Source organism: Cryobacterium aureum, from assembly GCF_002954245.1.
In the GTDB taxonomy this organism is placed as follows: domain Bacteria; phylum Actinomycetota; class Actinomycetes; order Actinomycetales; family Microbacteriaceae; genus Cryobacterium; species Cryobacterium aureum.
Genome location: NZ_PPTG01000048.1, coordinates 483,940 through 505,373 on the forward strand (window position 1 = coordinate 483,940; position 21,434 = coordinate 505,373).

At 64.1% G+C, this 21,434-nt stretch carries 22 protein-coding genes; 10 read left to right on the plus strand and 12 right to left on the minus strand.

Features of this window, described 5'->3' with window-relative positions; translation table 11 throughout:
- Window positions 1-1,872, minus strand: coding sequence for an HNH endonuclease signature motif containing protein (locus CJ028_RS19080; RefSeq protein WP_105036744.1), 1,872 nt, complete (start codon window positions 1,870-1,872; stop codon window positions 1-3).
- A gap of 236 nt (window positions 1,873-2,108) precedes the next feature.
- Between CJ028_RS19080 and CJ028_RS19085 the strand changes: the two genes are divergently transcribed.
- The 3 genes from CJ028_RS19085 to CJ028_RS19095 all read left to right on the plus strand — a co-directional run bounded on the left by CJ028_RS19085 (window position 2,109) and on the right by CJ028_RS19095 (window position 5,745).
- A complete protein-coding gene (locus CJ028_RS19085; protein ID WP_105036745.1) occupies window positions 2,109-2,738 on the plus strand; it encodes a TetR/AcrR family transcriptional regulator in 630 nt (209 codons plus the stop codon).
- A 107-nt stretch (window positions 2,739-2,845) separates the two neighbouring features.
- Window positions 2,846-4,444, plus strand: coding sequence for an ABC-F family ATP-binding cassette domain-containing protein (locus CJ028_RS19090; protein ID WP_104192730.1), 1,599 nt, complete (start codon window positions 2,846-2,848; stop codon window positions 4,442-4,444).
- Window positions 4,445-4,503: 59 nt separating this feature from the next.
- Complete coding sequence (locus CJ028_RS19095) at window positions 4,504-5,745, plus strand: glycosyltransferase (RefSeq protein WP_240607426.1); 1,242 nt, start codon at window positions 4,504-4,506, stop codon at window positions 5,743-5,745.
- Window positions 5,746-5,751: 6 nt separating this feature from the next.
- Here CJ028_RS19095 and CJ028_RS19100 read toward each other — a convergent pair whose 3' ends face one another.
- The 3 genes from CJ028_RS19100 to CJ028_RS19110 are packed head-to-tail and all read right to left on the minus strand — an operon-like array spanning window position 5,752 to window position 7,156.
- The gene (locus CJ028_RS19100) at window positions 5,752-6,600 is read right to left on the minus strand and encodes an SURF1 family cytochrome oxidase biogenesis protein (RefSeq protein WP_105036746.1); all 849 of its coding nucleotides are present in this window, start codon (window positions 6,598-6,600) and stop codon (window positions 5,752-5,754) included.
- Window positions 6,597-6,836 (minus strand): hypothetical protein, encoded by a 240-nt coding sequence (locus CJ028_RS19105; RefSeq protein ID WP_105036955.1) that lies wholly within the window; start codon window positions 6,834-6,836, stop codon window positions 6,597-6,599. The genes CJ028_RS19100 and CJ028_RS19105 overlap by 4 nt, the downstream gene beginning before the upstream one ends.
- Window positions 6,837-6,862: 26 nt before the next feature.
- Window positions 6,863-7,156 carry a DUF3099 domain-containing protein gene (locus CJ028_RS19110; RefSeq protein WP_105036747.1) on the minus strand — a complete coding sequence of 98 codons (294 nt, stop codon included), beginning with the start codon at window positions 7,154-7,156 and terminating at the stop codon, window positions 6,863-6,865.
- A 178-nt stretch (window positions 7,157-7,334) separates the two neighbouring features.
- Between CJ028_RS19110 and CJ028_RS19115 the strand changes: the two genes are divergently transcribed.
- Complete coding sequence (locus CJ028_RS19115; protein WP_105036748.1) at window positions 7,335-8,045, plus strand: beta-ketoacyl-ACP reductase; 711 nt, start codon at window positions 7,335-7,337, stop codon at window positions 8,043-8,045.
- 26 nt (window positions 8,046-8,071) lie between these two features.
- Here CJ028_RS19115 and serB read toward each other — a convergent pair whose 3' ends face one another.
- A complete protein-coding gene (gene serB / locus CJ028_RS19120) occupies window positions 8,072-8,725 on the minus strand; it encodes a phosphoserine phosphatase SerB (RefSeq protein WP_105036749.1) in 654 nt (217 codons plus the stop codon).
- Complete coding sequence (locus CJ028_RS19125; RefSeq protein ID WP_105036750.1) at window positions 8,722-9,966, minus strand: glucose-1-phosphate adenylyltransferase; 1,245 nt, start codon at window positions 9,964-9,966, stop codon at window positions 8,722-8,724. The genes serB and CJ028_RS19125 overlap by 4 nt, the downstream gene beginning before the upstream one ends.
- A gap of 79 nt (window positions 9,967-10,045) precedes the next feature.
- Between CJ028_RS19125 and glgA the strand changes: the two genes are divergently transcribed.
- The 3 genes from glgA to CJ028_RS19140 all read left to right on the plus strand — a co-directional run bounded on the left by glgA (window position 10,046) and on the right by CJ028_RS19140 (window position 12,509).
- On the plus strand, window positions 10,046-11,227 hold the full coding sequence (glgA, locus tag CJ028_RS19130) for a glycogen synthase (protein ID WP_105036751.1): 1,182 nt from the start codon (window positions 10,046-10,048) through the stop codon (window positions 11,225-11,227).
- Window positions 11,228-11,307: 80 nt separating this feature from the next.
- Window positions 11,308-12,090 carry an ABC transporter ATP-binding protein gene (locus tag CJ028_RS19135; RefSeq protein ID WP_105036752.1) on the plus strand — a complete coding sequence of 261 codons (783 nt, stop codon included), beginning with the start codon at window positions 11,308-11,310 and terminating at the stop codon, window positions 12,088-12,090.
- 167 nt (window positions 12,091-12,257) lie between these two features.
- Complete coding sequence (locus CJ028_RS19140) at window positions 12,258-12,509, plus strand: type B 50S ribosomal protein L31 (protein ID WP_092107894.1); 252 nt, start codon at window positions 12,258-12,260, stop codon at window positions 12,507-12,509.
- A gap of 87 nt (window positions 12,510-12,596) precedes the next feature.
- Here the strand turns inward: CJ028_RS19140 and CJ028_RS19145 are convergent, their stop codons facing one another.
- The 4 genes from CJ028_RS19145 to treS form a co-directional block, all read right to left on the minus strand.
- Complete coding sequence (locus CJ028_RS19145; RefSeq protein ID WP_105036753.1) at window positions 12,597-13,283, minus strand: exonuclease domain-containing protein; 687 nt, start codon at window positions 13,281-13,283, stop codon at window positions 12,597-12,599.
- Window positions 13,284-13,366: 83 nt separating this feature from the next.
- Window positions 13,367-14,080, minus strand: a complete 714-nt coding sequence (locus tag CJ028_RS19150; protein ID WP_105036754.1) for a GAF and ANTAR domain-containing protein — start codon at window positions 14,078-14,080, stop codon at window positions 13,367-13,369.
- A gap of 28 nt (window positions 14,081-14,108) precedes the next feature.
- A complete protein-coding gene (locus tag CJ028_RS19155; RefSeq protein ID WP_205684096.1) occupies window positions 14,109-14,813 on the minus strand; it encodes a GAF and ANTAR domain-containing protein in 705 nt (234 codons plus the stop codon).
- Window positions 14,814-14,935: 122 nt separating this feature from the next.
- The gene (gene treS, locus CJ028_RS19160; RefSeq protein ID WP_105036756.1) at window positions 14,936-16,633 is read right to left on the minus strand and encodes a maltose alpha-D-glucosyltransferase; all 1,698 of its coding nucleotides are present in this window, start codon (window positions 16,631-16,633) and stop codon (window positions 14,936-14,938) included.
- A 116-nt stretch (window positions 16,634-16,749) separates the two neighbouring features.
- On the opposite strand from treS, the gene CJ028_RS19165 reads away from it, so the two are divergent.
- Both CJ028_RS19165 and CJ028_RS19170 read left to right on the plus strand, forming a co-directional pair.
- Window positions 16,750-17,691, plus strand: a complete 942-nt coding sequence (locus CJ028_RS19165) for an alpha/beta fold hydrolase (protein WP_105036757.1) — start codon at window positions 16,750-16,752, stop codon at window positions 17,689-17,691.
- A complete protein-coding gene (locus tag CJ028_RS19170) occupies window positions 17,688-18,761 on the plus strand; it encodes a glycosyltransferase family 4 protein (RefSeq protein ID WP_105036758.1) in 1,074 nt (357 codons plus the stop codon). Before CJ028_RS19165 ends, CJ028_RS19170 begins: the two co-directional genes overlap by 4 nt.
- 80 nt (window positions 18,762-18,841) lie before the next feature.
- Here the strand turns inward: CJ028_RS19170 and CJ028_RS19175 are convergent, their stop codons facing one another.
- Window positions 18,842-19,495 carry a histidine phosphatase family protein gene (locus CJ028_RS19175; RefSeq protein ID WP_105036759.1) on the minus strand — a complete coding sequence of 218 codons (654 nt, stop codon included), beginning with the start codon at window positions 19,493-19,495 and terminating at the stop codon, window positions 18,842-18,844.
- A 6-nt stretch (window positions 19,496-19,501) separates the two neighbouring features.
- Complete coding sequence (locus tag CJ028_RS19180) at window positions 19,502-20,455, minus strand: Sir2 family NAD-dependent protein deacetylase (protein ID WP_105036760.1); 954 nt, start codon at window positions 20,453-20,455, stop codon at window positions 19,502-19,504.
- Between the two features lie 130 nt (window positions 20,456-20,585).
- On the opposite strand from CJ028_RS19180, the gene CJ028_RS19185 reads away from it, so the two are divergent.
- Window positions 20,586-21,395: a TrmH family RNA methyltransferase gene (locus CJ028_RS19185; protein WP_105036761.1), complete on the plus strand. Its 810-nt coding sequence runs from the start codon at window positions 20,586-20,588 to the stop codon at window positions 21,393-21,395.
- Window positions 21,396-21,434: the final 39 nt, after the last annotated feature.

A 21,434-nucleotide genomic window follows, 5' to 3' on the forward strand; every position in this document is an offset into this window, starting at 1 on the left:
CTAGAACGGGTGGGGGTCAGGGTTCCCGGCTTTGTCGGTGTCCCAGGCGGAGGTCCACGGGTTGGGCACGAGTGGTGGTGCTGGCGCGCCCGGCGGTGGCGGGGGTTCTGGTGGCGCGGTTTGTTGTAGGTGGGGGCTGATTCGGGTGGCGGGGTCGGTGGCGTAGTGCTTGCCGGCGGGGCTGGTCCAGTGCAGGGTTCCGTCGGGGTCAGCGACGGCCGTCCAGTCGCTGAAGTGCTTCAGGTTGTGGTGCGCCGGGGAGAGGAAGTGCAGGTTGGTGGCGGTGGTGGGGCCGCCGAATTGTTTGTCGACGGTGTGGTCGAGGTCGCTGTGGCCGGCGGAGCGGTTACAGCCGGGGAAGCGGCAGGTGCCATCCCGCAGCCGCAGATATTTCTTCAGACTCGCCGGCACCCGGAACGGCGTGGCGCTGACGTCGAGGACAATGCCGGTGTGCGGGTGGGTGAGGATGCGCAGGAAACTCGTCGCCGTGCCGGCGAGGCGCCGGGCGGTTTCCGGGTCGATCGGCCCGTAGCCTTCGAGGTCGCCGGGTTCGTCGCTTTTTCCCAGGAGGGTGAGGACCGGGACGGTGATGTTGACGTTGGCGGTGAGTCCGGCGCCGAGGCCGCTGCCGGTGACTCCCTGCTGGAGGAGGTCGATGGCGACGTCGGCGCGCAGCTGACTGAGGGTGCGGGGTTCGCCCGGGCCTTGCAGGCTGAGGGCGGCGTCGGTGACCCGGGTATAGATACCTTGCAGGTCGTCGCCAGCGGCGCGCAACCAGAGCGTTGCCATACCGTCTTTGTCGGGGAAGAACAGCACCCGGCGATCGGAGAGGCACTTGGCGCGGCGCACGGTAATGCTGTCAGGGTGGAACCGTTCCCGGAGCTTGCGGGCTTTGCCGTCGAACTGCGTCGCGGTGAGGCGTTTGGCGTGCGGCAGCAACATCGCCTCGAGTTCGGCGCGGGCGGGCTGCGGCACGGAACCGAGCTGCTCGAGCACTCGGCGGGCATGGCGGAGGGAAATGTCTCCGGCGCGGAGCGCGGTGAGAGTATCGGGCCGCTCGACCACCAGTTGCCGGCTCTCCTGCAGGAGCCCGGACGCGGTACCGCCCGGAATGCGCAGCGCACACGCCATCTCCGCCACGAGGCCCTGCTGCGCGGCGAAGGTCGCGTCCCAGTCATGCTCATGCTCGCGACCGGCCTGGGGGCGGCCGGTCTCGGCAGTGTTAGTGGTGTAGTCCCACGCCTCGGTGAGAACCTCAGCCTTGCTCGCCTGCGCCCACGCGATGACCCTCTCGAAGTAGAGCACCCGGTCAACGAACTGCGCCTGATGCCGCTGGAACGGACTCAAAACGTCGGCCAGACCACTATCGGCCGGACCACTGTCAGCCGCACTGCTGTCGAACGGTATCGGCTGGCCCGGCTCGTCGTCACTGTCATGCTCGGTGCGGAGGTACTCGATGTAGAGGAACTCCTCACGCAGGTCGTCAACGAACCGGTGCTCGGGCGGCACAGCGGCAAAGACCTCGGTCAGGTCCAGGCCGGCCGGCAGAGGCGGGCCCGCCGGCATCTCACGGCGGTAGGACGCCCGGCCGACAGGCTCCGGACCAACAGACTCCGAACCGACAGCATTCGCTGCGAAGGGGTCCGTTACGAAGGGGTCCGGGCTGACGGGCGCAGTATCGACGTCTTCGAGGGCATCGTACGGAGCGAACTGCCCAAGGCCCTCGGCGATCTCGACCCGAAAGTCGGCCTGACACAGCGCCCAGAACGCATCAAACTCGGCACGCTCCTCGGGCGCGGAAGGCCAGTAACCGTGGGCGGCGAAGAACGGATCGACGAGGCCCGGCTGGGGGGTGTCGCCGCTCTGGCTCATAGAACAAGTGTACCAAGCCCAACCCCTGAAGTCGAGGCATTCTCAAATAAATTGGGATATCCATGCGAAGCTGAATTCGCACTGACACTCACGTTTCCCAGACCGGCGAGTGTTGTCCCTCGGACCGGAACCGGTCATTTTCCTCGAGTTTCAAGACGACTTGTACACCGAACTTTCGACGCCGAACGGCTGCTACTAGTAACTAGATCTAGTGACTAGAACGTTATGCTAGTTGTATGGATACAGGGGAAAACGGAGCGATTCGGCGGCGGACGGCCCAGGCCGCCAGCACACGGTCGGAGATCGTTATGGCGGCCGGGCGGTTGATGCTGGAGCGCGGCTACGTCGGCACGTCGGTCGCGGCCATTGCGGGGGAGGCCGGCGTGGTAGTTCAGACGATTTACAACTCGGTGGGGTCGAAGGCTGAGCTGCTCGCCGCGGTGCTGGATCGGGTGGCCGCTGAGCCGGGGGCGCCGGCGCTGCTGTCGGGAGTGACCAGGGAACGCATTGCCGAAGCACGCACCGCTACCGAGGTCATCCGCATTCTGGCTCGTTCAAGCGCATTGGTGAACGAGCGCACCTCGGGCATTCTGCGCATTGTCAGCGAAGCTGCGGTCGTTGACCCCGATGTGGGGGAGTTCGAGCAGAAGCGCGATGCGGCGCGGCTTCACGGCTTCGGTGAGGTGGCGGCGGCGTTGCGCGAGAAACGCGGCCTGCGCGGGGGACTGAGCGACCACGAGGCGGCGGCGACGATGTGGGCGCTGGCCCATCCGCAGACCTATCGCTCGCTCGTTTTGTCGCTCGGCTGGTCGACCGAGGCCTACCTGAACTGGCTGGAAAAGTCGCTTCTGGCGGCCCTGCTTTAGGCATCCGTGTGCCGAGCACAGCCTGAAGGCAAATATACTAGTGAGTTGGACCGCTCTGGCCCACTCACACTTCACACCCGTACAAACACTTCGAATGGACTATTGCTGTGCTCAACGTGCAAGATCTCGAAATCCGCGTTGGAGCCCGCGTGCTCATGGAGGGCGTCAACTTCCGCGTCGCGAGCGGTGACAAGATCGGCCTCGTCGGTCGTAACGGCGCCGGCAAGACGACCCTGACGAAGACGCTCGCGGGGGAGACGAACCCGACCAAGGGTTCGATTAGTCATTCGGGGGAGATCGGATATTTGCCGCAGGACCCGCGTGCGGGCGACCCGACCATGCTCGCTCGCACCCGCATCCTCGATGCCCGCGGCCTCGGCACTATCGCGCTGGGCATGCACGAGTCCAGCCTGGCTATGGCCGACCCCGATCCCAAGATCAGTGCAGCCGCCATGAAGAAATACGGTCGCCTGACCGACGAATTCAACGGTCTTGGCGGCTACTCAGCCGAAGCCGAAGCCGCCTCCATCGCGAGCAACCTGAAGCTGCCAGACCATATCCTCGACCAGGCCCTCAGTACCCTCTCCGGTGGTCAGCGTCGCCGCATCGAACTCGCCCGGATCCTGTTCTCGGCGGCCGAGATGATGATCCTCGATGAGCCCACCAACCACCTTGACGCCGACTCGGTGGCCTGGCTGCGCGAGTTCGTCAAGAACTACAAGGGCGGTGTCATCATCATCAGCCACGACATCGAACTGGTCGGCGAGACGGTCAACCGCGTGTTCTACCTCGATGCGAACCGCATGATGATCGACATCTACAACATGAACTGGAAGAACTACCTACTCCAGCGCACAGCGGATGCCGACCGCCGCAAGAAGGAACGCTCCAACGCCGAGAAGAAAGCCTCGACCCTGCAGCTGCAGGCCGCGAAGTTCGGGGCCAAGGCCAGCAAGGCCGCCGCAGCCCACCAGATGGTGGCTCGTGCCGAGAAACTGCTGTCCGGGCTCGACGCCGTGCGCGCAGTTGAACGCGTCGCCAAGCTGCGCTTTCCCGAGCCGGCACCCTGTGGTCGTACACCGCTCATGGCCAAGGACTTGTCCAAGAGCTACGGCTCGCTCGAGATCTTTACGGCAGTCGATCTCGCGATTGACCGTGGGTCCAAGGTCGTTATTCTCGGCCTGAACGGCGCAGGCAAGACCACACTGCTGCGCATGCTCGCCGGCGTCGATGAGTCCGACACCGGTTCGATTGAACCCGGCCACGGCCTGCGCATCGGCTACTACGCGCAGGAACACGAGACCATCGACGTCAAGCGTTCGGTGCTTGAGAACATGGTCTCCTCCTCACCGAGCATCACGGAGATGGAAGCTCGCCGGGTGCTCGGTTCGTTCCTGTTCACCGGTGACGACTCGAACAAGCCGGCCGGTGTGCTCTCCGGTGGCGAGAAGACCCGTCTGGCCCTGGCCATGATCGTCGTTTCCGGCGCCAACGTGCTGCTGCTCGACGAGCCCACAAACAACCTCGACCCGGCCAGCCGTGAAGAGATCCTCGATGCCCTGGCGCACTACGCCGGTGCCGTTGTGCTGGTCAGCCACGATGAGGGCGCAGTACAGGCCCTCAACCCCGAGCGGGTGCTGATCATGCCCGAGGGAACGGAAGACCACTGGAACAAGGACTACCTCGACCTGATTGAGTTGTCCTAACCACCCTCACCGATTCGGCGTGGGGTGGTGCCGGTTCGCCTCAAGAAAAGGACCCGTGCGTGTTTCCGCTCGAGAAACCATTACGCATCGCGTTGGTCTGCCTGCACACCTCACCCGGCACTGATCCTGGCTCTGGCGACGCCGGCGGAATGAACGTGGTGGTGCGTCATCAAGCTGAGGCTCTCGGAGCGCTCGGCCACAGCGTGACCATCCTTACCCGGCGTTCGTCGTCGGCGCAGCCGCTCTGGGAGTCTCTGGCGCCGGGTGTCGTCCTGCAGTTCTTAGAGGCCGGCCCCGCCGTTACCCTCGCCAAGGGCGACCACGAGACGTATATCGAGGACTTCGGGGCCGCGATCGCCGCTCTGGAACCTTTCGACATCATCCACTCGCATCACTGGTTTTCAGGCGTGGCCGCGCTGCCGGTCGCGCGAACCTGGGGCATTCCGCACGTGCAAAGCTTTCACAGCATCGCTGCCGAGGACGGTACGCCGTTGTCGGCCGGTGAACGAGCCGAATCGCCGGGACGGATGCTTGGGGAGGCTTGGCTCGCTCGAGAATCGGATTCCCTGGTGGCTATCAGTGCGGCAGAGGCCGCAACGATTTCCGGGCGGCTCGGGGGCCGGGTTAACCGAATCAGCATTGTGCTCCCTGGCGTGGACAGCCAGCTGTTTTCACCTGCGCGTCTTCACCAGCCGCCGGCCAATGCGACCGCCGGTGGCTACGCCGTCGTCGCGGCCCGGCTCCAGCCGTTGAAAGGCCTTGACCTGGCCATTCACGCCATCGCAGCGCTTCCAAAGAACCGCCGACCCGAGCTGGTAATTGCCGGCGATGCCTCGGTCGACTATGCCGGATACGTTGACGAACTCCGCCAGCTCGCTGAACGGTCCGGCCTGTCAGACATTCGATTTGTCGGTCCGCAGTCCCACGCGAACCTGGCCGAACTGTTTCGCGGTGCCCGCCTGGTCCTCGTACCGTCGCACTCGGAGACCTACGGTCTGGTGGCACTGGAAGCGGCAGCGAGCGGCGTACCAGTCGTCGCTTCGGCGGCCGGGGGACTGCGCGAGGCGGTCGTCGACGGAGTCACCGGACTCGTTCTGGACTCTCGCGATCCGCAGGTTTGGGCCGATGCGATGGCGCAGATCCTGACCGACCCGACGCGGGCGGTCGAACTGTCCCAGGCCGCTCGCGAGCATGCGCTTCGGCTGGACTGGAGTCGCTCGGCAGCGTCTCTGGTTCGGGTATACCGCGCACTCCTCGATGAGCCGTCCGAGGTTCGGCAGCAGCACCGCGCCGTCGCCTGAAGCGCGCTAAATCCGTTGCCGGTCGAGCAGCTCGTCCTCAATCTGGGCATCATTGCGCGGTTTCGCCGCCCGCTTGCGGGCACGCTCATCGGCGCGTTCGCGCTCGTCGGGATCTTCGGCGTTCACGCTGCGATACTCCTCGCGCAGCGCCCAACCGAGACCGACGAAGGCGAGCAGGCCGAAAACGAACCACTGGAACGCGTACGAGAGGTGAGGTCCCTCGTCTCGGATTGGTTTTGCGACGGCTGTCGGACGTTTCTCGGTGGCAGACGGACTCTCGGTGTCCATTAGGCCGTAGGCTCCGGTATAGGTGGGCTGGTCGAGGCGTGCGGCAATGGTGGTGAGATTGATCGTCGCCACTTGATCACCAGTGGCGGTGCGCCCGGGAAGGTCGGGTTCACTGGCCTTGAGCCGGGCGACGACGGTGACCGTTCCGGTCGGCGGTGCCGGCACCGTGTCCGGAGCATCCTGCTCTTGTCCGGTAGGCAGCCAGCCTCGATCGACGATGAAGATCGTGCCGTCGGAGAGGAGCAGCGGGGTCAGCACTTCGAAACCCGGATTGACGTTGAGCGGGCGGTTGCGCGCGAGCATCTCGTCGTCGGTGAGGTAGGTGCCGGTCAGCTCCACCGGCATCCACTTCTGTGATTCGTCGAAGTCGGTCAGCTCGGGAAGAGCCTCGGTGACGGGAATCGGGTTCGAGTCGAAGTTGGAATCGATCTTGAACAGTTCGGTAAGGGCTTGGTCGCGCCGAGCCAGTTGCCAGACGCCGAGTCCGGAACACACCGTCGCAAAGAGAATGGTGAGTGCGAGATACCCGGCCCAGCGACGGCTGAAGGCAAACTTCCAGCCCGTCATTGTGCATCTCCGACCGGCTCGGGCGCGGCAGCAAGAGGACTCACCACGAGCGGGAAATCGCGCGCGGCCAAAAACTCACTCAGGTAGTCGACGTGCTCATCGCAGGCCAGCCAGGTTTTCACCCGATCGCTCGAATGGATGCGCGGGTTGCGCCAGTCCAGCCGCCAACGCCCAGCATCACGGCAGTCAGCCCGGGAGCAGGTTGACGACTGCAGGGGTGCGCCCAGCCCAATCATGGGGCCGGATGCAGCCGCGCGAGCACTCACTTGACCTCGTCGTCTGAGGTGCGGCTTTCGGTGCCGGTATAGATCTCGACGCTGCCGGGTCGAATCACTTCGGCGCCGCGCGGCGCGATCTTCACGTTCGCTACGACGACGGCGAAGTAGGGCAGGGCGATTGCACCGATGGCGCAGACCACCAGCCACCAGCCGTGAACGAAGAGCATCAGCACAATACAGACGACACGGATGCCCATTGCAATCGAATATTTGATCATTCGGTTGCGTCGTTCGACCTCCGGGGAGGCGGGGAGCGAGGTGATCGACTGCTGCTTCATGGGTCCATCGGGTTCGTGAGGGGGTTCATCAGTGGGTTCGCGGGTGCAAGAATTGCGCCTCAACAAGCCTACGACTGCACGGCTGGTTTGTTGCACGCCTTAAACTTGAATCTGCCGGGTATTTCGTCTTCCTCGCCCGGCGGCCCGGAATGCCAGCAATCAACAGACTTGGAACTTCATGACAACGGCTCGAACAGTGCTCGTCACCGGCGGCAACCGCGGCATCGGATTTGCCATCGCGGAAGAATTCCTCGCCCAGGGACACCGCGTCGCTGTGACGTCGCGGTCCGGTCACGGGCCGGCCGGCAGCCTCACCGTGCGTGCTGACGTGACGGATGCCGCGTCGATCGATGCCGCGTACACCCAGATCGAGGCGACCTACGGCCCGGTCGAGGTCGTAGTCGCCAATGCCGGTATCACCCGTGACACCCTGCTCATGCGCATGTCAGAGGATGATTTCACCTCGGTCATCGATACCAACCTCAGTGGGGCGTTCCGCGTCGTCAAGCGCGCCAGCAAGGGCATGCTCAAGGCTCGTTTCGGCCGTATCGTGCTCATCTCCAGCGTCGTCGGGCTCTACGGCTCCGCCGGGCAGGTGAACTACTCGGCATCGAAGAGCGGCCTGATCGGCCTGGCCCGCTCGGTCACCCGTGAGCTCGGTGCCCGCGGGATCACCGCGAACGTCGTTGCTCCCGGTTTCATCGAAACCGACATGACCGCAGCCCTGCCCGAAGCGCAGCAGGCGGATTACAAGCGCAATATTCCGGCCGGCCGTTTTGCCACTCCGTTAGAGGTCGCCCGCGTGGTCGCCTGGCTCGCCAGCGACGACGCCGCATACATTTCGGGTGCCGTCATTCCGGTCGATGGCGGCCTGGGAATGGGCCACTAAGCCCACCCGAGCACGTACGGGCGCCGTCAGCCGCGCAGACCGAGCAGCGGCAGAACCTGGCTGAGATTGCAGTTCTCGATCACGAGGTCCGCCTCGCGCTTCACCCGCGGCTTGGCGTTGAACGCGACGGCGAGTCCGGCGGCGTCCATCATGCGCAGGTCGTTCGCGCCGTCGCCGACGGCGATCGTCTGCGACAAAATGATGCGGCGCTGGTCGGCCCATTCGCGCAGGGCAACCGCTTTCGCCTCGGCGTCGATAATCGGGCCGAGCACGCGTCCGGTCAGGTAACCGCCGTGCACTTCGAGTCGGTTGGCCCGCCAATGGTCCAGACCCAGCTCAGCCGCGAGCGGGTCGAGCAGCTCGTGAAAACCGCCGGAGACAACGCCGACGACGCCCCCGCCGGCGTGAATGCCGGCGATCAGCTCGTGCACTCCCTCGGTCGGGCGGATGCGCCGCCCCACCTCGGCGAAAACGGTGTCGGGCAGTCCCGCCAGGGTCAAAACCCGTTCGCGCAGGCTGTCGGCGAAGTCGAGTTCGCCGCGCATCGCACGCTCGGTGACGTCGGCGACAAGATCGCGTGAGCCAGCAGCATCAGCCAACAACTCGATCACTTCGTCCTGGATCAGGGTGGAGTCGGCGTCGAGTACGACCAGAAAAGTTGGAGCAGAAGCGAGGATCACGGAGTAACGAGCACGCCCTTACCGACAACGGTGATGCCGGACTCGGTCACACTGAAGCCTCGTGCCAGGTCACGATCGCGATCGACACCGACTGTGGCACCGGCCTCGACGATGACTTCCTTGTCGAGGATGGCACGCCGCACGATGGCTCCCGGCCGGATCTGCACCCGGTCGAACACGATCGAGTCCACGACCTCGCAGGCGGAACCGATCGAGGTCCACGGGCCCAGCACGCTGCGTTCGATGTGAGCACCGGAAATCACACAGCCCAGGGAAACGATCGAATCGATCATGGTCCCCAGGGCGCCGTGGGCGTCCCGCACGAACTTGGCCGGAGGCGAATTCAGCTGCATACTGAAGATCGGCCACTCGTGGTTGTACAGATTAAACACAGGTAACGCCGAGATGAGGTCCTGGTGCGCCTCAAAGAACGAATCGATGGTTCCCACATCGCGCCAGTAGTACCGGTCGCGATCGGTGGAACCGGGCACCTCGTTGCGCTTCAGGTCGTACACGCCGGCATCGCCGCGTGAGACGAAGTCGGGAATGATGTCGCCGCCCATATCGTGACTCGAATCGGTGCGCTCACCGTCGCGCAGTACCGCCTCGATCAGGGCGTCGGTGTTGAAGACGTAGTTGCCCATCGAGGCGAACACCTCGTGCGGCGCATCGGCGAGTCCGACGGCATCCTTGGGCTTTTCGCGAAAGTCGCTAATTAGATCCGGCGTGGCGGCATCCACTTCGATGACGCCGAACTGGTCGGCCAGGCCGATCGGCTGACGAATCGCCGCAACCGTAGCTGCCAGTCCCGACGCGATGTGCGCGTCGATCATCTGGCTGAAATCCATGCGATACACGTGGTCGGCACCGACCACGACCACAATGTCGGGTTTTTCATCGTGAATGAGGTTCAGGCTCTGCAGAATGGCGTCGGCCGACCCGCTGAACCACCGTTTACCGAGGCGCTGCTGCGCCGGCACCGAGGCGATGTAGGAGTTCGACAAGCCACCAGATACATGCCAGGTCTGCGAGACGTGACGGTCCAGGCTGTGTGACTTGTACTGCGTCAGCACGACAACCTGGGTGACGCCAGAGTTGATGAGGTTAGAGAGGGCGAAATCAACCAGACGGTAATGCCCGCCGAAAGGGACCGCGGGCTTAGCCCGGTCCTCGGTCAGCGGCATCAGCCGTTTTCCCTCTCCACCGGCGAGCACGATTCCAAAGATCTTCTTGGCCTTCATGTGTACAGAGTAGGGCCTACCCGGCAATGCCACTTGCACCGTGGGTCTAGGTCGGGCCCGGCTGCGCTACCTTTGCTCCATGCGAGTGGATCTGATGACCAAGGAATACCCCCCCGAAATCTATGGGGGAGCTGGTGTGCATGTGACCGAACTGGTCCGTGCCCTTCGACACGATATCGAGGTGTCCGTACGGTGCTTCGGCGCGCCGCGCAGCGATCCCGACACCTTCGCATACGACGTTCCAGCACAATTATCTACCGCGAACGCGACGCTTGGCACCCTCGGCGTTGACCTGCAGATGGCGGAAGACGCCGCTGGCGCCGACCTGGTGCACTCCCACACCTGGTATGCGAATGCGGCCGGCCACCTCGCGAAAATGCTGCACGGCATGCCGCACGTCGTTACCGCACACAGTCTCGAACCGCTGCGCCCGTGGAAGGCTGAGCAACTTGGCGGCGGCTACCGCGTGTCGAGCTGGATCGAGAAAACCGCCTTTGAAGCAGCGGATGCCGTCATCGCCGTCAGTGACGGCATGCGTCGCGACATCCTGCGCAGCTACCCGGCACTCGATGCGAGTCGGGTGCACACCGTGTACAACGGCATCGATCTCGAGCGCTGGAAGCCGACGCGAGACGAAGATTTTGTGCAGAGCCTCGGAATCGATCCTGACCGGCCATCCGTTGTCTTCGTCGGTCGCATCACCCGGCAGAAGGGCCTGCCCTACCTGTTGCGCGCCGCCGCGTTGCTGCCGCCCGAGGTGCAGCTCGTGCTGTGCGCCGGTGCACCCGACACCCCAGGAATCCTGGCTGAAGTGACCGCGGGCGTCGAGGCGCTGCAACGCGAGCGTTCCGGAGTGGTCTGGATCAACCGGCTCCTCGCCCAGCCCGAGCTTGCTGCGGTGCTCACCCAAGGCACGGTTTTCGTCTGCCCGTCCATCTACGAACCACTCGGAATCGTCAACCTCGAGGCAATGGCTTGTGGGCTCGCAGTCGTCGGTACCGCCACCGGCGGTATCCCCGAGGTTGTCGCCGACGGCCAGACCGGGCGTCTGGTACCGATCGAGCAACTCACCGACGGCACCGGCACCCCGCTGCACCCCGATCAGTTCGTCGCCGACCTGGCTCGCACACTCACCGAGGTCGTGAGCGACCCGGCCCGCGCCGCCGAAATGGGCCGCGCCGGCCGACTGCGCGCCGAGCGGGAATTCGGCTGGAGCCAGATCGCCACCCGCACCCGGGAGATCTACGCGTCTCTGCTCTGACGGGCGTGAGGGAAGCCGGGCACGCCGCCGGGGCTGGCCCGGCGTCTTTCCGCACCGGCCCCGCCCGATAACATGGCTGTATGGTCAACGTTCTGCATTTCACCGATGTCTCGGTCGTCCGGGGTGGCACCACCATCCTCGACTCAGTGAATTGGAGCGTCGATGACGATCAACGGTGGGTCATCCTCGGCCCGAACGGCGCCGGTAAGACCACGTTGCTGCAGATCGCCGCCGCTTTCATGCACCCCTCGACCGGTCAGGCCGAGGTGCTCGATGAGACGCTCGGCGGAACGGATGTCTTCGAGCTGCGGCCCCGCATTGGGTTCGCCTCGACCGCCATGGCCCGTAGGGTCCCGGTCAGCGAGAAGGTCCTTGACGTTGTCATGACGGCGGCCTATTCGGTCACCGGTCGTTGGAACGAAGAATACGAGGCCATCGACGAACGGCGTGCCCAGCGCGTGCTGCAGGAATGGAACCTCGACCACCTTGCCGACCGTAAGTTCGGCACCCTCAGTGACGGCGAACAGAAGCGGGTGCAGATTGCCCGCTCAGTGATGATCGACCCGGAAATCCTCCTGCTCGACGAGCCCGCCGCGAGCCTCGACCTCGGCGCTCGAGAGTCGCTTTTGCAGCTGCTTGGCGGTTTCGCCCAGGAACCAAACTCTCCGGCCATCATCATGGTCACCCACCACGTCGAAGAGATTCCGCTCGGATTCACCCACGTGCTGCTGCTGTCAGGCGGCAAGGTCGTTTCCGCAGGGCCGATTGCTGAGGCGCTGACCGCCGAAGCGTTGACCGACACCTTCGGCCTCGCGGTCGAACTGTCCGAGACCGACGGCCGCTACTCGGCGCGTGCGGTCTGAACCCAGACTCCCCGAACGGCCGTCGATGGCGCGCTCTTTCTGCTAAAGTAAATGGCTGGCCATCTGGCCAACCAGCTTGTCGTTATCCCAGACGGCGGGGCCCAACAATTGAACAGCACTGTGACCAGTTACAAGTCTGTTCACCAGAAGTGCAAGAGGAAATCTTCATGAAGTCTGACATTCACCCCGAGTACGCTGCCGTTGTGTTCCGCGACCTCGCCTCCGGCGCGACCTTCCTGACCCGTTCGACGGTCTCCAGCAAGAAGACCATCGAATGGGAAGACGGAACCACGTACCCGGTCATCGACGTGGAAATCTCCTCCGAGTCGCACCCGTTCTACACGGGCAAGCAGCGCATCATGGACTCCGCCGGCCGCGTGGAGAAGTTCAACTCGCGTTACAAGGGCTTCGGCAAATAGCACCAGGTTTGTGAACGAAGTCTTCATCAAGAAAGGCGACCAGCTGCGGCTGGTCGCCTTTTCTGTGTGTCCGTCAGCGGGGAGCGCTCAGCGCTTTGGCCAGGCGGTGTCCGCCAGAAATTCTGGGTCGCGACCGCGCCGCATGTACTCCTGAAAGCTTTCGGCCTGCTGGCGGTACCAGGTGACCTGCAACGCGTGCAGTTCGTCGAGAGTGGCCGGCAGAGCGCCTTCATGGGCCCGGTGAATGGCTTGGGCGACACGACCGGCGGCGATCGCGTCGGCCCCGGCATCATGGGCATCGTCCAGAGCGACACCATAGAACGCGCTCGTGACCTCGAGGGTGCGCTTGCCCTTGCGATACTTATCGACGGCCTTGTCGATAACCAGGGGGTCTACGACCGGACTGGGGGAGTCCAACGGGGCGATGCCGTAGCGCAGGGCCTCACGATCGAGCAGGGTGAGGTCGTAAGGAGCGTTGTAGGCCACGATGGGCAGGCCGTCGCTCAGGTGTCCGCGCAGGGCTGTGACGATCTCGGCTACGGCCTCGGCGGCGACCCGCCCGTGTTCCACGGCCCGCTCCGTCGTGATGCCGTGCACGTTGGTAGCTCCGATTGGAATGTCGATGCCCGGATCGACCAGCCAATCGATGCGCTCAACGGCCGTGCCGCTCGCGTCGAGAACGGCAACGGTGGCCGACACGATGCGGCAGGTTTCCACGTCGATGCCGGTGGTTTCAAGGTCGAATACGGCGAGGTGATCGCTCCAGGTGCTCATACTTCCACCATAGGGGCGACCACCGACAGCCATCCGCGCGGCCGGCCGGTGCTCTGACTCACAGCGAGGTCAGTCGTGTGAAATCAGAGTTGTATACGCCGGTTGATGACGTTCTCGGCGCTCTCGTGCATGGTGCGATTGTTCGCGCGGGCATCCGCTCGCAGTCGCTTGAACGCTTCGTCCATATTCACCGTGCTGATCTGGGCGATGACGCCCTTGGCCTGTTCGATCAGAATGCGACTGTTCAGTGCCCGCTGCAACTGTTCATTGACGACGCCGTCTTCACGCACGGTGCGTTCCTGCAGAATGCTGATGGTTGCGACGTCGGCCATGGCCTGCCCGATCGCGGCGTCTTCGGGGGTGACATCACCGGTGGCTTCACGAAACAGGTTGAGCGCACCGATTGCCCGATCGCGCACGCGCATCGGGATGGCGTGCACCGAGCGAAAGCCCTGAGACAGTGCAGCGGCCACAAAATCCGGGTAGGTCTTGTCGAATGCGGCGATGTCTCCGAGGGTGACGACCTTACCGGTGAGGTAGCAGTCCACACAGGGACCAGCCCCAGCCTGCTGTTGTAGAACCTCCACGAGGTAGCTCTCCTCGCTGGTGGAGGCGACGACCTGGAGTTCTCCGCTCGGGTCGGCCAGCAGCAGGCCGGCCGCAGTGGCGTCGAGCAACTCGACGCACTCCTCGACCAGAGTATGCAGCACATCGAGAACGTCATATTTGCCCACCAGAGTGTCCGTCAATTTCACGAACGCGGCGCTCACCAGCGAGGCGCGAGTCATAGTGGCCATGAAGAAATTCTAAGACCTTTTCTGATTTTTAGTCGGTTTCCGGGGTGAATTGCAGTCGTCGGGCCACCACGTCGCCTGCGATGGCGCGCACCGTCGTGCCGTGGGCGAAGGCGTGTGCGCGGAGCAGCAACAAGGCCTCCGTCGGTGTGACGTTCATCTGCACCAGCACCATTCCGGTGGCCTGGTGAATTTCCCGCCGCGACAGCGGGGATCCGGTGGAGACCGGGTCCGCGGTGGAAGTCTCCGATGTTTCGCCGGCAGCGGCCGCCTGCATCCGGAGCAGATGGTCGAGCAGGTTCCAGGCGGTCTCGTTGGCCAGGACCAGCGCTTTCGCGCGGTCAGCGCGATCCATTACCCCCGCAGTCGTGCTGTACAGCTCGACGATACCGACGTTGAGCGCTCCGAGAATGAGGGGGAAAACGTAGAGCGCCTCGACCGTTGTGTCCATCAGGGCGGTGTGAAAGACCGGCCATAGTGGATGCTCTGCCTCACGGACTTGAGGTTCCAAAACGGGCAGTCGGGTTCGGGCTGCCTCCCAACGGGGGCCCTCACCGAGATCGAATTGCAGTTCATCGAGTCGAGCGGCGAGGCGATCGGTGGCACAGACGATCGATTCGGGCATCGCACCGCCGAAAACGGACACAGCAGCACCAGTCACGGGTAAGACGTCGAGAAAATGGGCGCACACCGCAGTGTCCTCGACGCCGCCTTCTGAACTAGACCATTCAGCCACGACCGGACTCCAGACCTTGGGCGATGGCTTGCTTGATCCAAGACTACGTCGTGAAAGCGACCGCGACAATGAAAGTTCGCGCCGAAATCAGTTGCACCTTGGCACTCCAGCGGCTCCAGCGGTCAGCCGCAGTGCAGCCAATAGAAACTTTGTGCGCCAAGAGTGAGGGTCAGCGAGCCCTCGTCATTGAAACTGGGGAAGACTGCGCCGCCGAACAGGTCGTACAACCGGGTTCCAGCCATGTCGATGTCGTCGATGGTGAAGGCCACCGGGTTGTGGGAGAAGCTGAATACGCACATGACGGTCTCTGGCTGGTCGCCGAACATTGAGCCGGATCCCGCATAACTGCGGGTGAACACCAGAACTGATTCATGGTTGGTGGTGAGCACGCGAATCGTGCCCAGCCCGAAAGTTGGATGCGCCTTACGCACGTGGATCACGTTGCGAATCCAGTGCAGGAGTGACCCGGACTGGGCCAACTGCGACTCCACATTGGTCTGGGTGAAGTTGTACACGAGCGATTGCACAATGGGCAGGAACAGCTTGCCGGGATCGGCATCCGAGAATCCGGCGTTACGGTCGGGAGTCCACTGCATCGGTGTGCGTGAACTGTCCCGGTCGGGAAGCCAGATATTGTCGCCCATCCCGATTTCGTCACCGTAGTACAGAAACGGGCTGCCAGGCAGGGCGAACAGCAGGGCGTGGGCGAGTTCCAGCTCGGCCCGAGAATTATCGAGCAACGGCGCCAGCCTTCTGCGGATGCCGATATTGGCGCGCATTCGTGGGTCATAGGCGTACCAGCCATACATGGCCTGGCGGTATTCTTCGCTCACCATTTCCAGGGTGAGTTCGTCATGGTTGCGCAGGAACACGCCCCAGCCGGCACCGTCCGGAATGTCGGTTGTTTCGGAGAGTACCCGCACCAGCTCGTTCGCTTGCTGCGAGCGTAGGGAATAGAAGATGCGCGGCATCACCGGAAAGTCGAACGCCATGTGGCATTCGGGTTCGTCGTCGGTGCCGAAGAAGGCGGCGACCTCACGCGGCCACTGGTTCGCTTCGGCGATCATGACCCGGCCGGGATACTCGCGGTCGACCATGGCCCGCAGCCGCTTGACGAACTCGTGGGTCGGCGGCTCACCCTCGCCGTTGCCCTCCTCCGATTCGAACAGGTAGGGGATCGCGTCCAGTCGAAAGCCATCAACGCCGAGGTCGAGCCAGAAGCGAATGACATCGAAGATGGCCTCCTGCACGGCCGGGAGCTCGAAGTTGAGATCGGGCTGGTGCGAGAAGAACCGGTGAAAGAAGAACTGACGACGAACCGGGTCGAAGGCCCAGTTCGATTCTTCGGTGTCGGTGAAGATGATGCGAATATTCGGATACCGCTCGTCGGTATCGCTCCAGACGTAGAAGTCCCCGTATGGCCCGTCAGGATCTTCGCGGGACTGTTGAAACCACTCGTGCTGATCGGACGTGTGATTGAGCGGAAAGTCGATCACGATGCGCATGTTGCGTTCGTGCGCCTTGGTGACGAGGTCCTTGAACTCTTCGAGGGTGCCGAATTCCGGAAGAATGGTTCGGTAATCGGAAACGTCATAGCCGCCGTCTTTCAGCGGGGAGTTGAAGAACGGCGGAATCCACAGTGCGTCGATGCCGAGCCACTGCAGGTAATCAAGCTTTGACACCAGACCCGACAGATCGCCGGAGCCGTCGGCATTGCTGTCCACAAAGGAGCGAACCATTACCTCGTAGAAGACGGCGCGTCGATACCACCGCGGATCGAGGGCCAAACCGGGCAACTGAATGGGTGCGGTAAAGCTCACGGCTTTCCTTCCGTCCCGGCAAAGGGCTCTCTCGATGCAAGTGGTGGCTAGAGTCTAGATCGACCACCCCGGTGCACGTCCAGCCTGGCCGAAGTCTCGCGCCTAAACTAGGGCCGATGATCGTTTCTTCTCCATACGACAAGCTTCTGCAGAGCCTCCCGGTGCGCGAGCTCACCGCATCCGTTCCCGGCACCGACGGGCAGAGCAGTGACACGCGGTACTGGGACTACGGTGACCCCGCTGCTGCGACCACGCTCGTGCTGGTGCATGGCTTTCGTGGCGACCACCACGGGCTGCAACTGGTCGTGGCTGAGTTGCTGAACGGCGACCCACAAACGCCCGCGCTGCGCATCCTGGCACCCGACCTGCCCGGTTTCGGCGAGTCTGCTGCGTTCCCCGACGGGGTCCATTCCCTCGCGGCGTACGCCGGCTGGATTCAGGGATTCCTCGGCGTGATCGCCCCGACCGGTCGGCTGGTGGTGCTGGGCCATTCGTTCGGTTCGATCGTGGTCGCGGCGGCGGCGGCGGCTGCAGACAGGCTGACCGCCGATGAGATCATCCTGGTCAATCCGATCGCGGCGCCGGCGCTGTCGGGGCCGCGTGGGGTGCTAACCCGGCTCGCTGTTTTTTATTACTGGGCTGGGGCGAAATTGCCGGAGCGCTGGGGCTACGCGCTGCTGCAGAACCGTGCCATCGTGCGCATCATGAGCGTCAGCATGGCCAAAACGCGCAATCCGGCTCTGCGCCGCTGGATCCACAGTCAACACGACCGCTATTTCAGTGCCTTCGCCAACCGCCAGGTCGTTATGAATGCGTTCACGGCTTCAGTCAGCCACGATGTGAGCGAGTTCGCTGCCTGCATCCTTCAGCCGACGCTGCTGATCGCGGCCGACAAAGACGACATCACCCCGCTCGCGGCGCAATATCGACTGCAGACGCTCTTTCCCAACGCCAGGTTGCGGGTTATCGACAACGTCGGGCACCTGATCCACTACGAACAACCAAAACCGGCCGCGGTGTTCATCCGGGAATTCATGGCCGAGGAGCTGGCGCTGTGAGAATCGTCGTCGACTGCCGGTACGTTCGCTTCGACCACCATGACGGCATCAGCCGCTACACGGCCGGGCTGGTGACCGAGTTGGGCCGCTTGCATCCGCTCACCATGCTCATAAGTGACCATCGTCAACTCGTCATGTTGCCGGCGCTGCCATGGCAGCTGGTGCGCGCCCCGACCAGCCTGCTCGAACCACTCATCGCCCGGTCGGTCAACCGCCTGAAGCCCGACGTCGTGTTCAGTCCGATGCAGACGATGGGATCCTGGGGCCGAAAGTACCGGTTGTTCCTGACCGTGCACGACCTCATCTACTACCGCAATCGCACGCCCCCGCGTGACCTGTCGCCGTTCATCCGACTGCTCTGGCGTGCTTACCACCTCTCCTGGTGGCCACAACGGATGCTGCTGAACGGCGCCGACGGCATCGTGACGGTGTCCGAGACCACCCGTTCACTGATCACAGAGCATCATCTCACCCGGCGTCCGGTCACCGTGGTGCCGAACGCCGCTGACACCGTTCCGGGCATTCCCAGCCATCGGAGCATCCCGGCGACCACCCGTCTGATCTATATGGGTTCTTTCATGCCGTACAAGAACCTGGACACTCTCGTGCTGGCCCTGGCCGATCTGCCGGAGTACGAACTGCACCTGCTCAGCCGGGTGTCGGTGACCGAACGGACCCGGCTGACCCGCCTGGCTCCGCAAGCTCGGCTGGTCTTTCACGACGGGGTGACCGATCAGGAATACCACGCCCTGGTGCGCTCGGCTACCGCCCTCGTGACCGCGTCGCTCGATGAGGGCTTCGGGATTCCCCTGGTCGAGGCGATGAGCCTCGGCATCCCCGTCGTGGTCAGCGCCATTCCGATCTTTCGGGAGATCGGTGGTGATGCCGCGCTGTACTTCGACCCGCGCTGTGTGGAGGCCATTGCTGACGCCGTTCGGCGTCTGGCGGAGCCGGGGGAGTGGGCCGCGCGCTCCGCGCGCTCGATTGAGCAAGCCGCTCGGTTCACCTGGGCGGCCTCCGCCCGCACCCTGCTCGGGGTGCTCGAGGGAACTGTTCCGACTGCCCCGTAGCTGTATTTTCACGCCGCGCGGGAGCTGCGCAACGACGCGGGTCCAGCGTGACTCGCGGCATCCGTGCGGTTAGCTACCGGTCAGAGCACCGGCGACGCCGCAGCCTCGCCGCGGTCACCGGGAGACCGAGTAGTCGCATCGAAGTGGGTCAGCAGCAGTTGGTCGTTCTCCCACCGAAAATCGTGCACGGACCCGTTCGCGATGAATTCACCGTGCCGCGGCCGCTCGCCCTCGGTGACGTGGCGCAACAGCGTGCCGATGATGCCGCCGTGGCTCAGTACGAGCACCCGTTGACCTGCGCGCCCTGCCGCGAGCGCAGCCAGTGCGGCGAGCACTCGATCGACGACGTCGCGCCGAGTTTCCAAGCCCGGAACAACGACGCCATCGGGAAAGCGGTGCTGGCGCTCGACAAAGGTGAGCCCTTCGATGGCACCGTGGTGGCGTTCGGTGAGCGCGGGAACAATGAGCGGTTCGCCCAGCCCGAGCTCTGCCGCGATGATGCGGGCTGACTCTGCGGCCCGAAGCAGCGGGCTGGTCACAATGGAGTCCCAGCGGTGGTCCTGCAATCTTGCAGCGGCGGCAGCAGCCTCGGACCGCCCGGTGTCGTTGAGAGGAATGTCCGTGCTGCCCTGGATGCGGTGATGCAGGTTCCAGTCCGTCTGACCGTGACGCACGATGGAGAACGTGGTCGTGGCCGGTTCACCCGATGGATCGGGGCTTCGCTGGGCAGACACGAGCGGTCAGCCCAGCAGACGGTCGGCGAGTGCGGCGAGAGTTTCGGAGGTGCCGGCCTCGAGCTTGTGCAGGGCACGCCCGTCACCCTTGGTCACGCCGCGGTTGATGACGATGATCGGCAGCTTGCGCCGGCGTGCCTGTTCGACCAGCCGGATTCCGGAATTAACCGCCAGCGATGACCCAGCCACAATGAGCGCGTCCGCGCTCTGGATCAAAGCGGATGCCTCCAGAAACGTTTCGGTCGGAACGAGCTCGCCGAAGAAGACCACGTTCGGCTTCAGCATTCCTCCGCAGACCGTGCACGCTGGAACGACGAAGTCGTCGATATTTCCCACGTCGGCATCGCCGTCGGGAGCGATGCGGATGCTGTCCGGGTTGCGGAGCACCGGGTTGTCCGATTCGAGTCGCGCGGCGATACTGTCACGGCCGAAGGCCTGCCCACAGGCCAGACAGATGACCCGGTCGAGGGACCCGTGCAGCTCGACGACATGGCGTGAACCGGCGCGGGTGTGCAGACCGTCGACATTCTGGGTGATCACTCCGGCAATGGCCCCGGCGCTTTCGAGCTGAACCAGCGACCGGTGTCCGAGGTTTGGTTCGGCCCGATGAAACACCTTCCAGCCCAGGTGGCTGCCGGCCCAATAGCGTTTGCGTGACCGTTCATCAGCGACGAAGGTCTGAAAGTTCATCGGAGTTCGCGTCGGTGCGCCCGCGCCGCGATAGTCCGGAATGCCGGAATCGGTGCTGAGGCCGGCACCGGTGAGCACGGCGGCACGTTTGCCGCGCAGCAGGGCCGCGACGGTATCCACTACCCGTTCCGAATCGAGCGCGAGCGCGGAGGCGAGCGCCGCGGCGGTGTCGGGGGCGTCGGCGGGCTCGAGCGCGTCGAGCAACACCGTACCGTCCACGGCAGGGCCGTTCGCAGCCGCGTCGCTGGGCAGAGCCGAGTCGGCGGTCATCGGCGCTCCTTTCGTAGCTGTTGAGCAATAACAGCTGCTCGTCCCTTGATTCTAAACTCGTCTGTTTTCCTGTTTGTCTCCCCAGCTGTCAGGCTTGGGCTTAATCTCTCATATCGAAGGGCACTTTTTCGTGCAGATCACCCGCATCACCGACCTGTCCAGCCCGGGTCTCGCCGACTATTCGCGTTTGACCGATGTCGCCCTCCGCCGTGTTCTTGAGCCAGCCGGCGGCCTGTATATCGCTGAGTCACCCAAGGTGATCGCCCGGGCGCTGAACGCCGGGCATCAGCCGCGGTCGTTGCTGATTCAGGAACAGTGGATGCCAGACGCCGAGCGGCTTCTGGCCGACTGGCCCGACGTGCCGGTCTACGTGGGTGAGGCTAGCGTGCTGGAGCAGCTCACCGGCTACAACCTGCACCGCGGTGCCCTCGCCGCCATGCACCGCCCCGCACTGCAATCGGTCGAAGCGCTGATCAAGACGGCTTGCCGGATCGTGATTCTCGAGGACATCGTCGACCATACCAACGTCGGAGCCATCTTTCGTTCGGTGGCCGGGCTCGGCGCCGACGCCGTACTGATCACCCCGCGCTGTGCCGACCCGCTGTACCGACGAAGCGTGCGCGTGAGCATGGGCACCGTACTGCAGGTGCCGTGGACCCGGCTGCCGGAGTGGAGCGTGGCCACCCCCCTGCTGCACGCCGAGGGCTTCCACCTGGCCGCCCTGGCGCTGGCCGACAATGCGGTCTCGCTCGACGTGTTTGCCGAGTCGGCACCCGAACGGCTCGCCATCATCCTCGGTGCCGAGGGCGACGGGCTCAGCCAGCACGCTTTGGCTGCCGCCGACACGGTCGTGACAATTCCGATGCTGCACGGCGTCGACTCGCTTAACGTCGCCTCAGCGAGCGCGGTCGCGCTCTACGCCCTGCGAGTTCGCTCGTGATCTCGGCGGGCCGGCTGCGCGCCACGAAGAAGTTAGGCT

What these genes read in the sequence shown, in the direction of transcription:
- glgA (WP_105036751.1), top strand. Translation starts at nt 10,046, where the DNA reads ATGCGAGTGGATCTGATGACCAAGGAATACCCCCCCGAAATCTATGGG.
- CJ028_RS19100 (WP_105036746.1), bottom strand. Translation starts at nt 6,600, where the DNA reads ATGACGGGCTGGAAGTTTGCCTTCAGCCGTCGCTGGGCCGGGTATCTC.
- CJ028_RS19180 (WP_105036760.1), bottom strand. Translation starts at nt 20,455, where the DNA reads ATGACCGCCGACTCGGCTCTGCCCAGCGACGCGGCTGCGAACGGCCCT.
- CJ028_RS19105 (WP_105036955.1), bottom strand. Translation starts at nt 6,836, where the DNA reads ATGATTGGGCTGGGCGCACCCCTGCAGTCGTCAACCTGCTCCCGGGCT.
- CJ028_RS19110 (WP_105036747.1), bottom strand. Translation starts at nt 7,156, where the DNA reads ATGAAGCAGCAGTCGATCACCTCGCTCCCCGCCTCCCCGGAGGTCGAA.
- CJ028_RS19140 (WP_092107894.1), top strand. Translation starts at nt 12,258, where the DNA reads ATGAAGTCTGACATTCACCCCGAGTACGCTGCCGTTGTGTTCCGCGAC.
- CJ028_RS19085 (WP_105036745.1), top strand. Translation starts at nt 2,109, where the DNA reads ATGGATACAGGGGAAAACGGAGCGATTCGGCGGCGGACGGCCCAGGCC.
- CJ028_RS19115 (WP_105036748.1), top strand. Translation starts at nt 7,335, where the DNA reads ATGACAACGGCTCGAACAGTGCTCGTCACCGGCGGCAACCGCGGCATC.
- CJ028_RS19125 (WP_105036750.1), bottom strand. Translation starts at nt 9,966, where the DNA reads ATGAAGGCCAAGAAGATCTTTGGAATCGTGCTCGCCGGTGGAGAGGGA.
- CJ028_RS19150 (WP_105036754.1), bottom strand. Translation starts at nt 14,080, where the DNA reads ATGGCCACTATGACTCGCGCCTCGCTGGTGAGCGCCGCGTTCGTGAAA.
- CJ028_RS19080 (WP_105036744.1), bottom strand. Translation starts at nt 1,872, where the DNA reads ATGAGCCAGAGCGGCGACACCCCCCAGCCGGGCCTCGTCGATCCGTTC.
- CJ028_RS19145 (WP_105036753.1), bottom strand. Translation starts at nt 13,283, where the DNA reads ATGAGCACCTGGAGCGATCACCTCGCCGTATTCGACCTTGAAACCACC.
- CJ028_RS19165 (WP_105036757.1), top strand. Translation starts at nt 16,750, where the DNA reads ATGATCGTTTCTTCTCCATACGACAAGCTTCTGCAGAGCCTCCCGGTG.
- CJ028_RS19135 (WP_105036752.1), top strand. Translation starts at nt 11,308, where the DNA reads ATGGTCAACGTTCTGCATTTCACCGATGTCTCGGTCGTCCGGGGTGGC.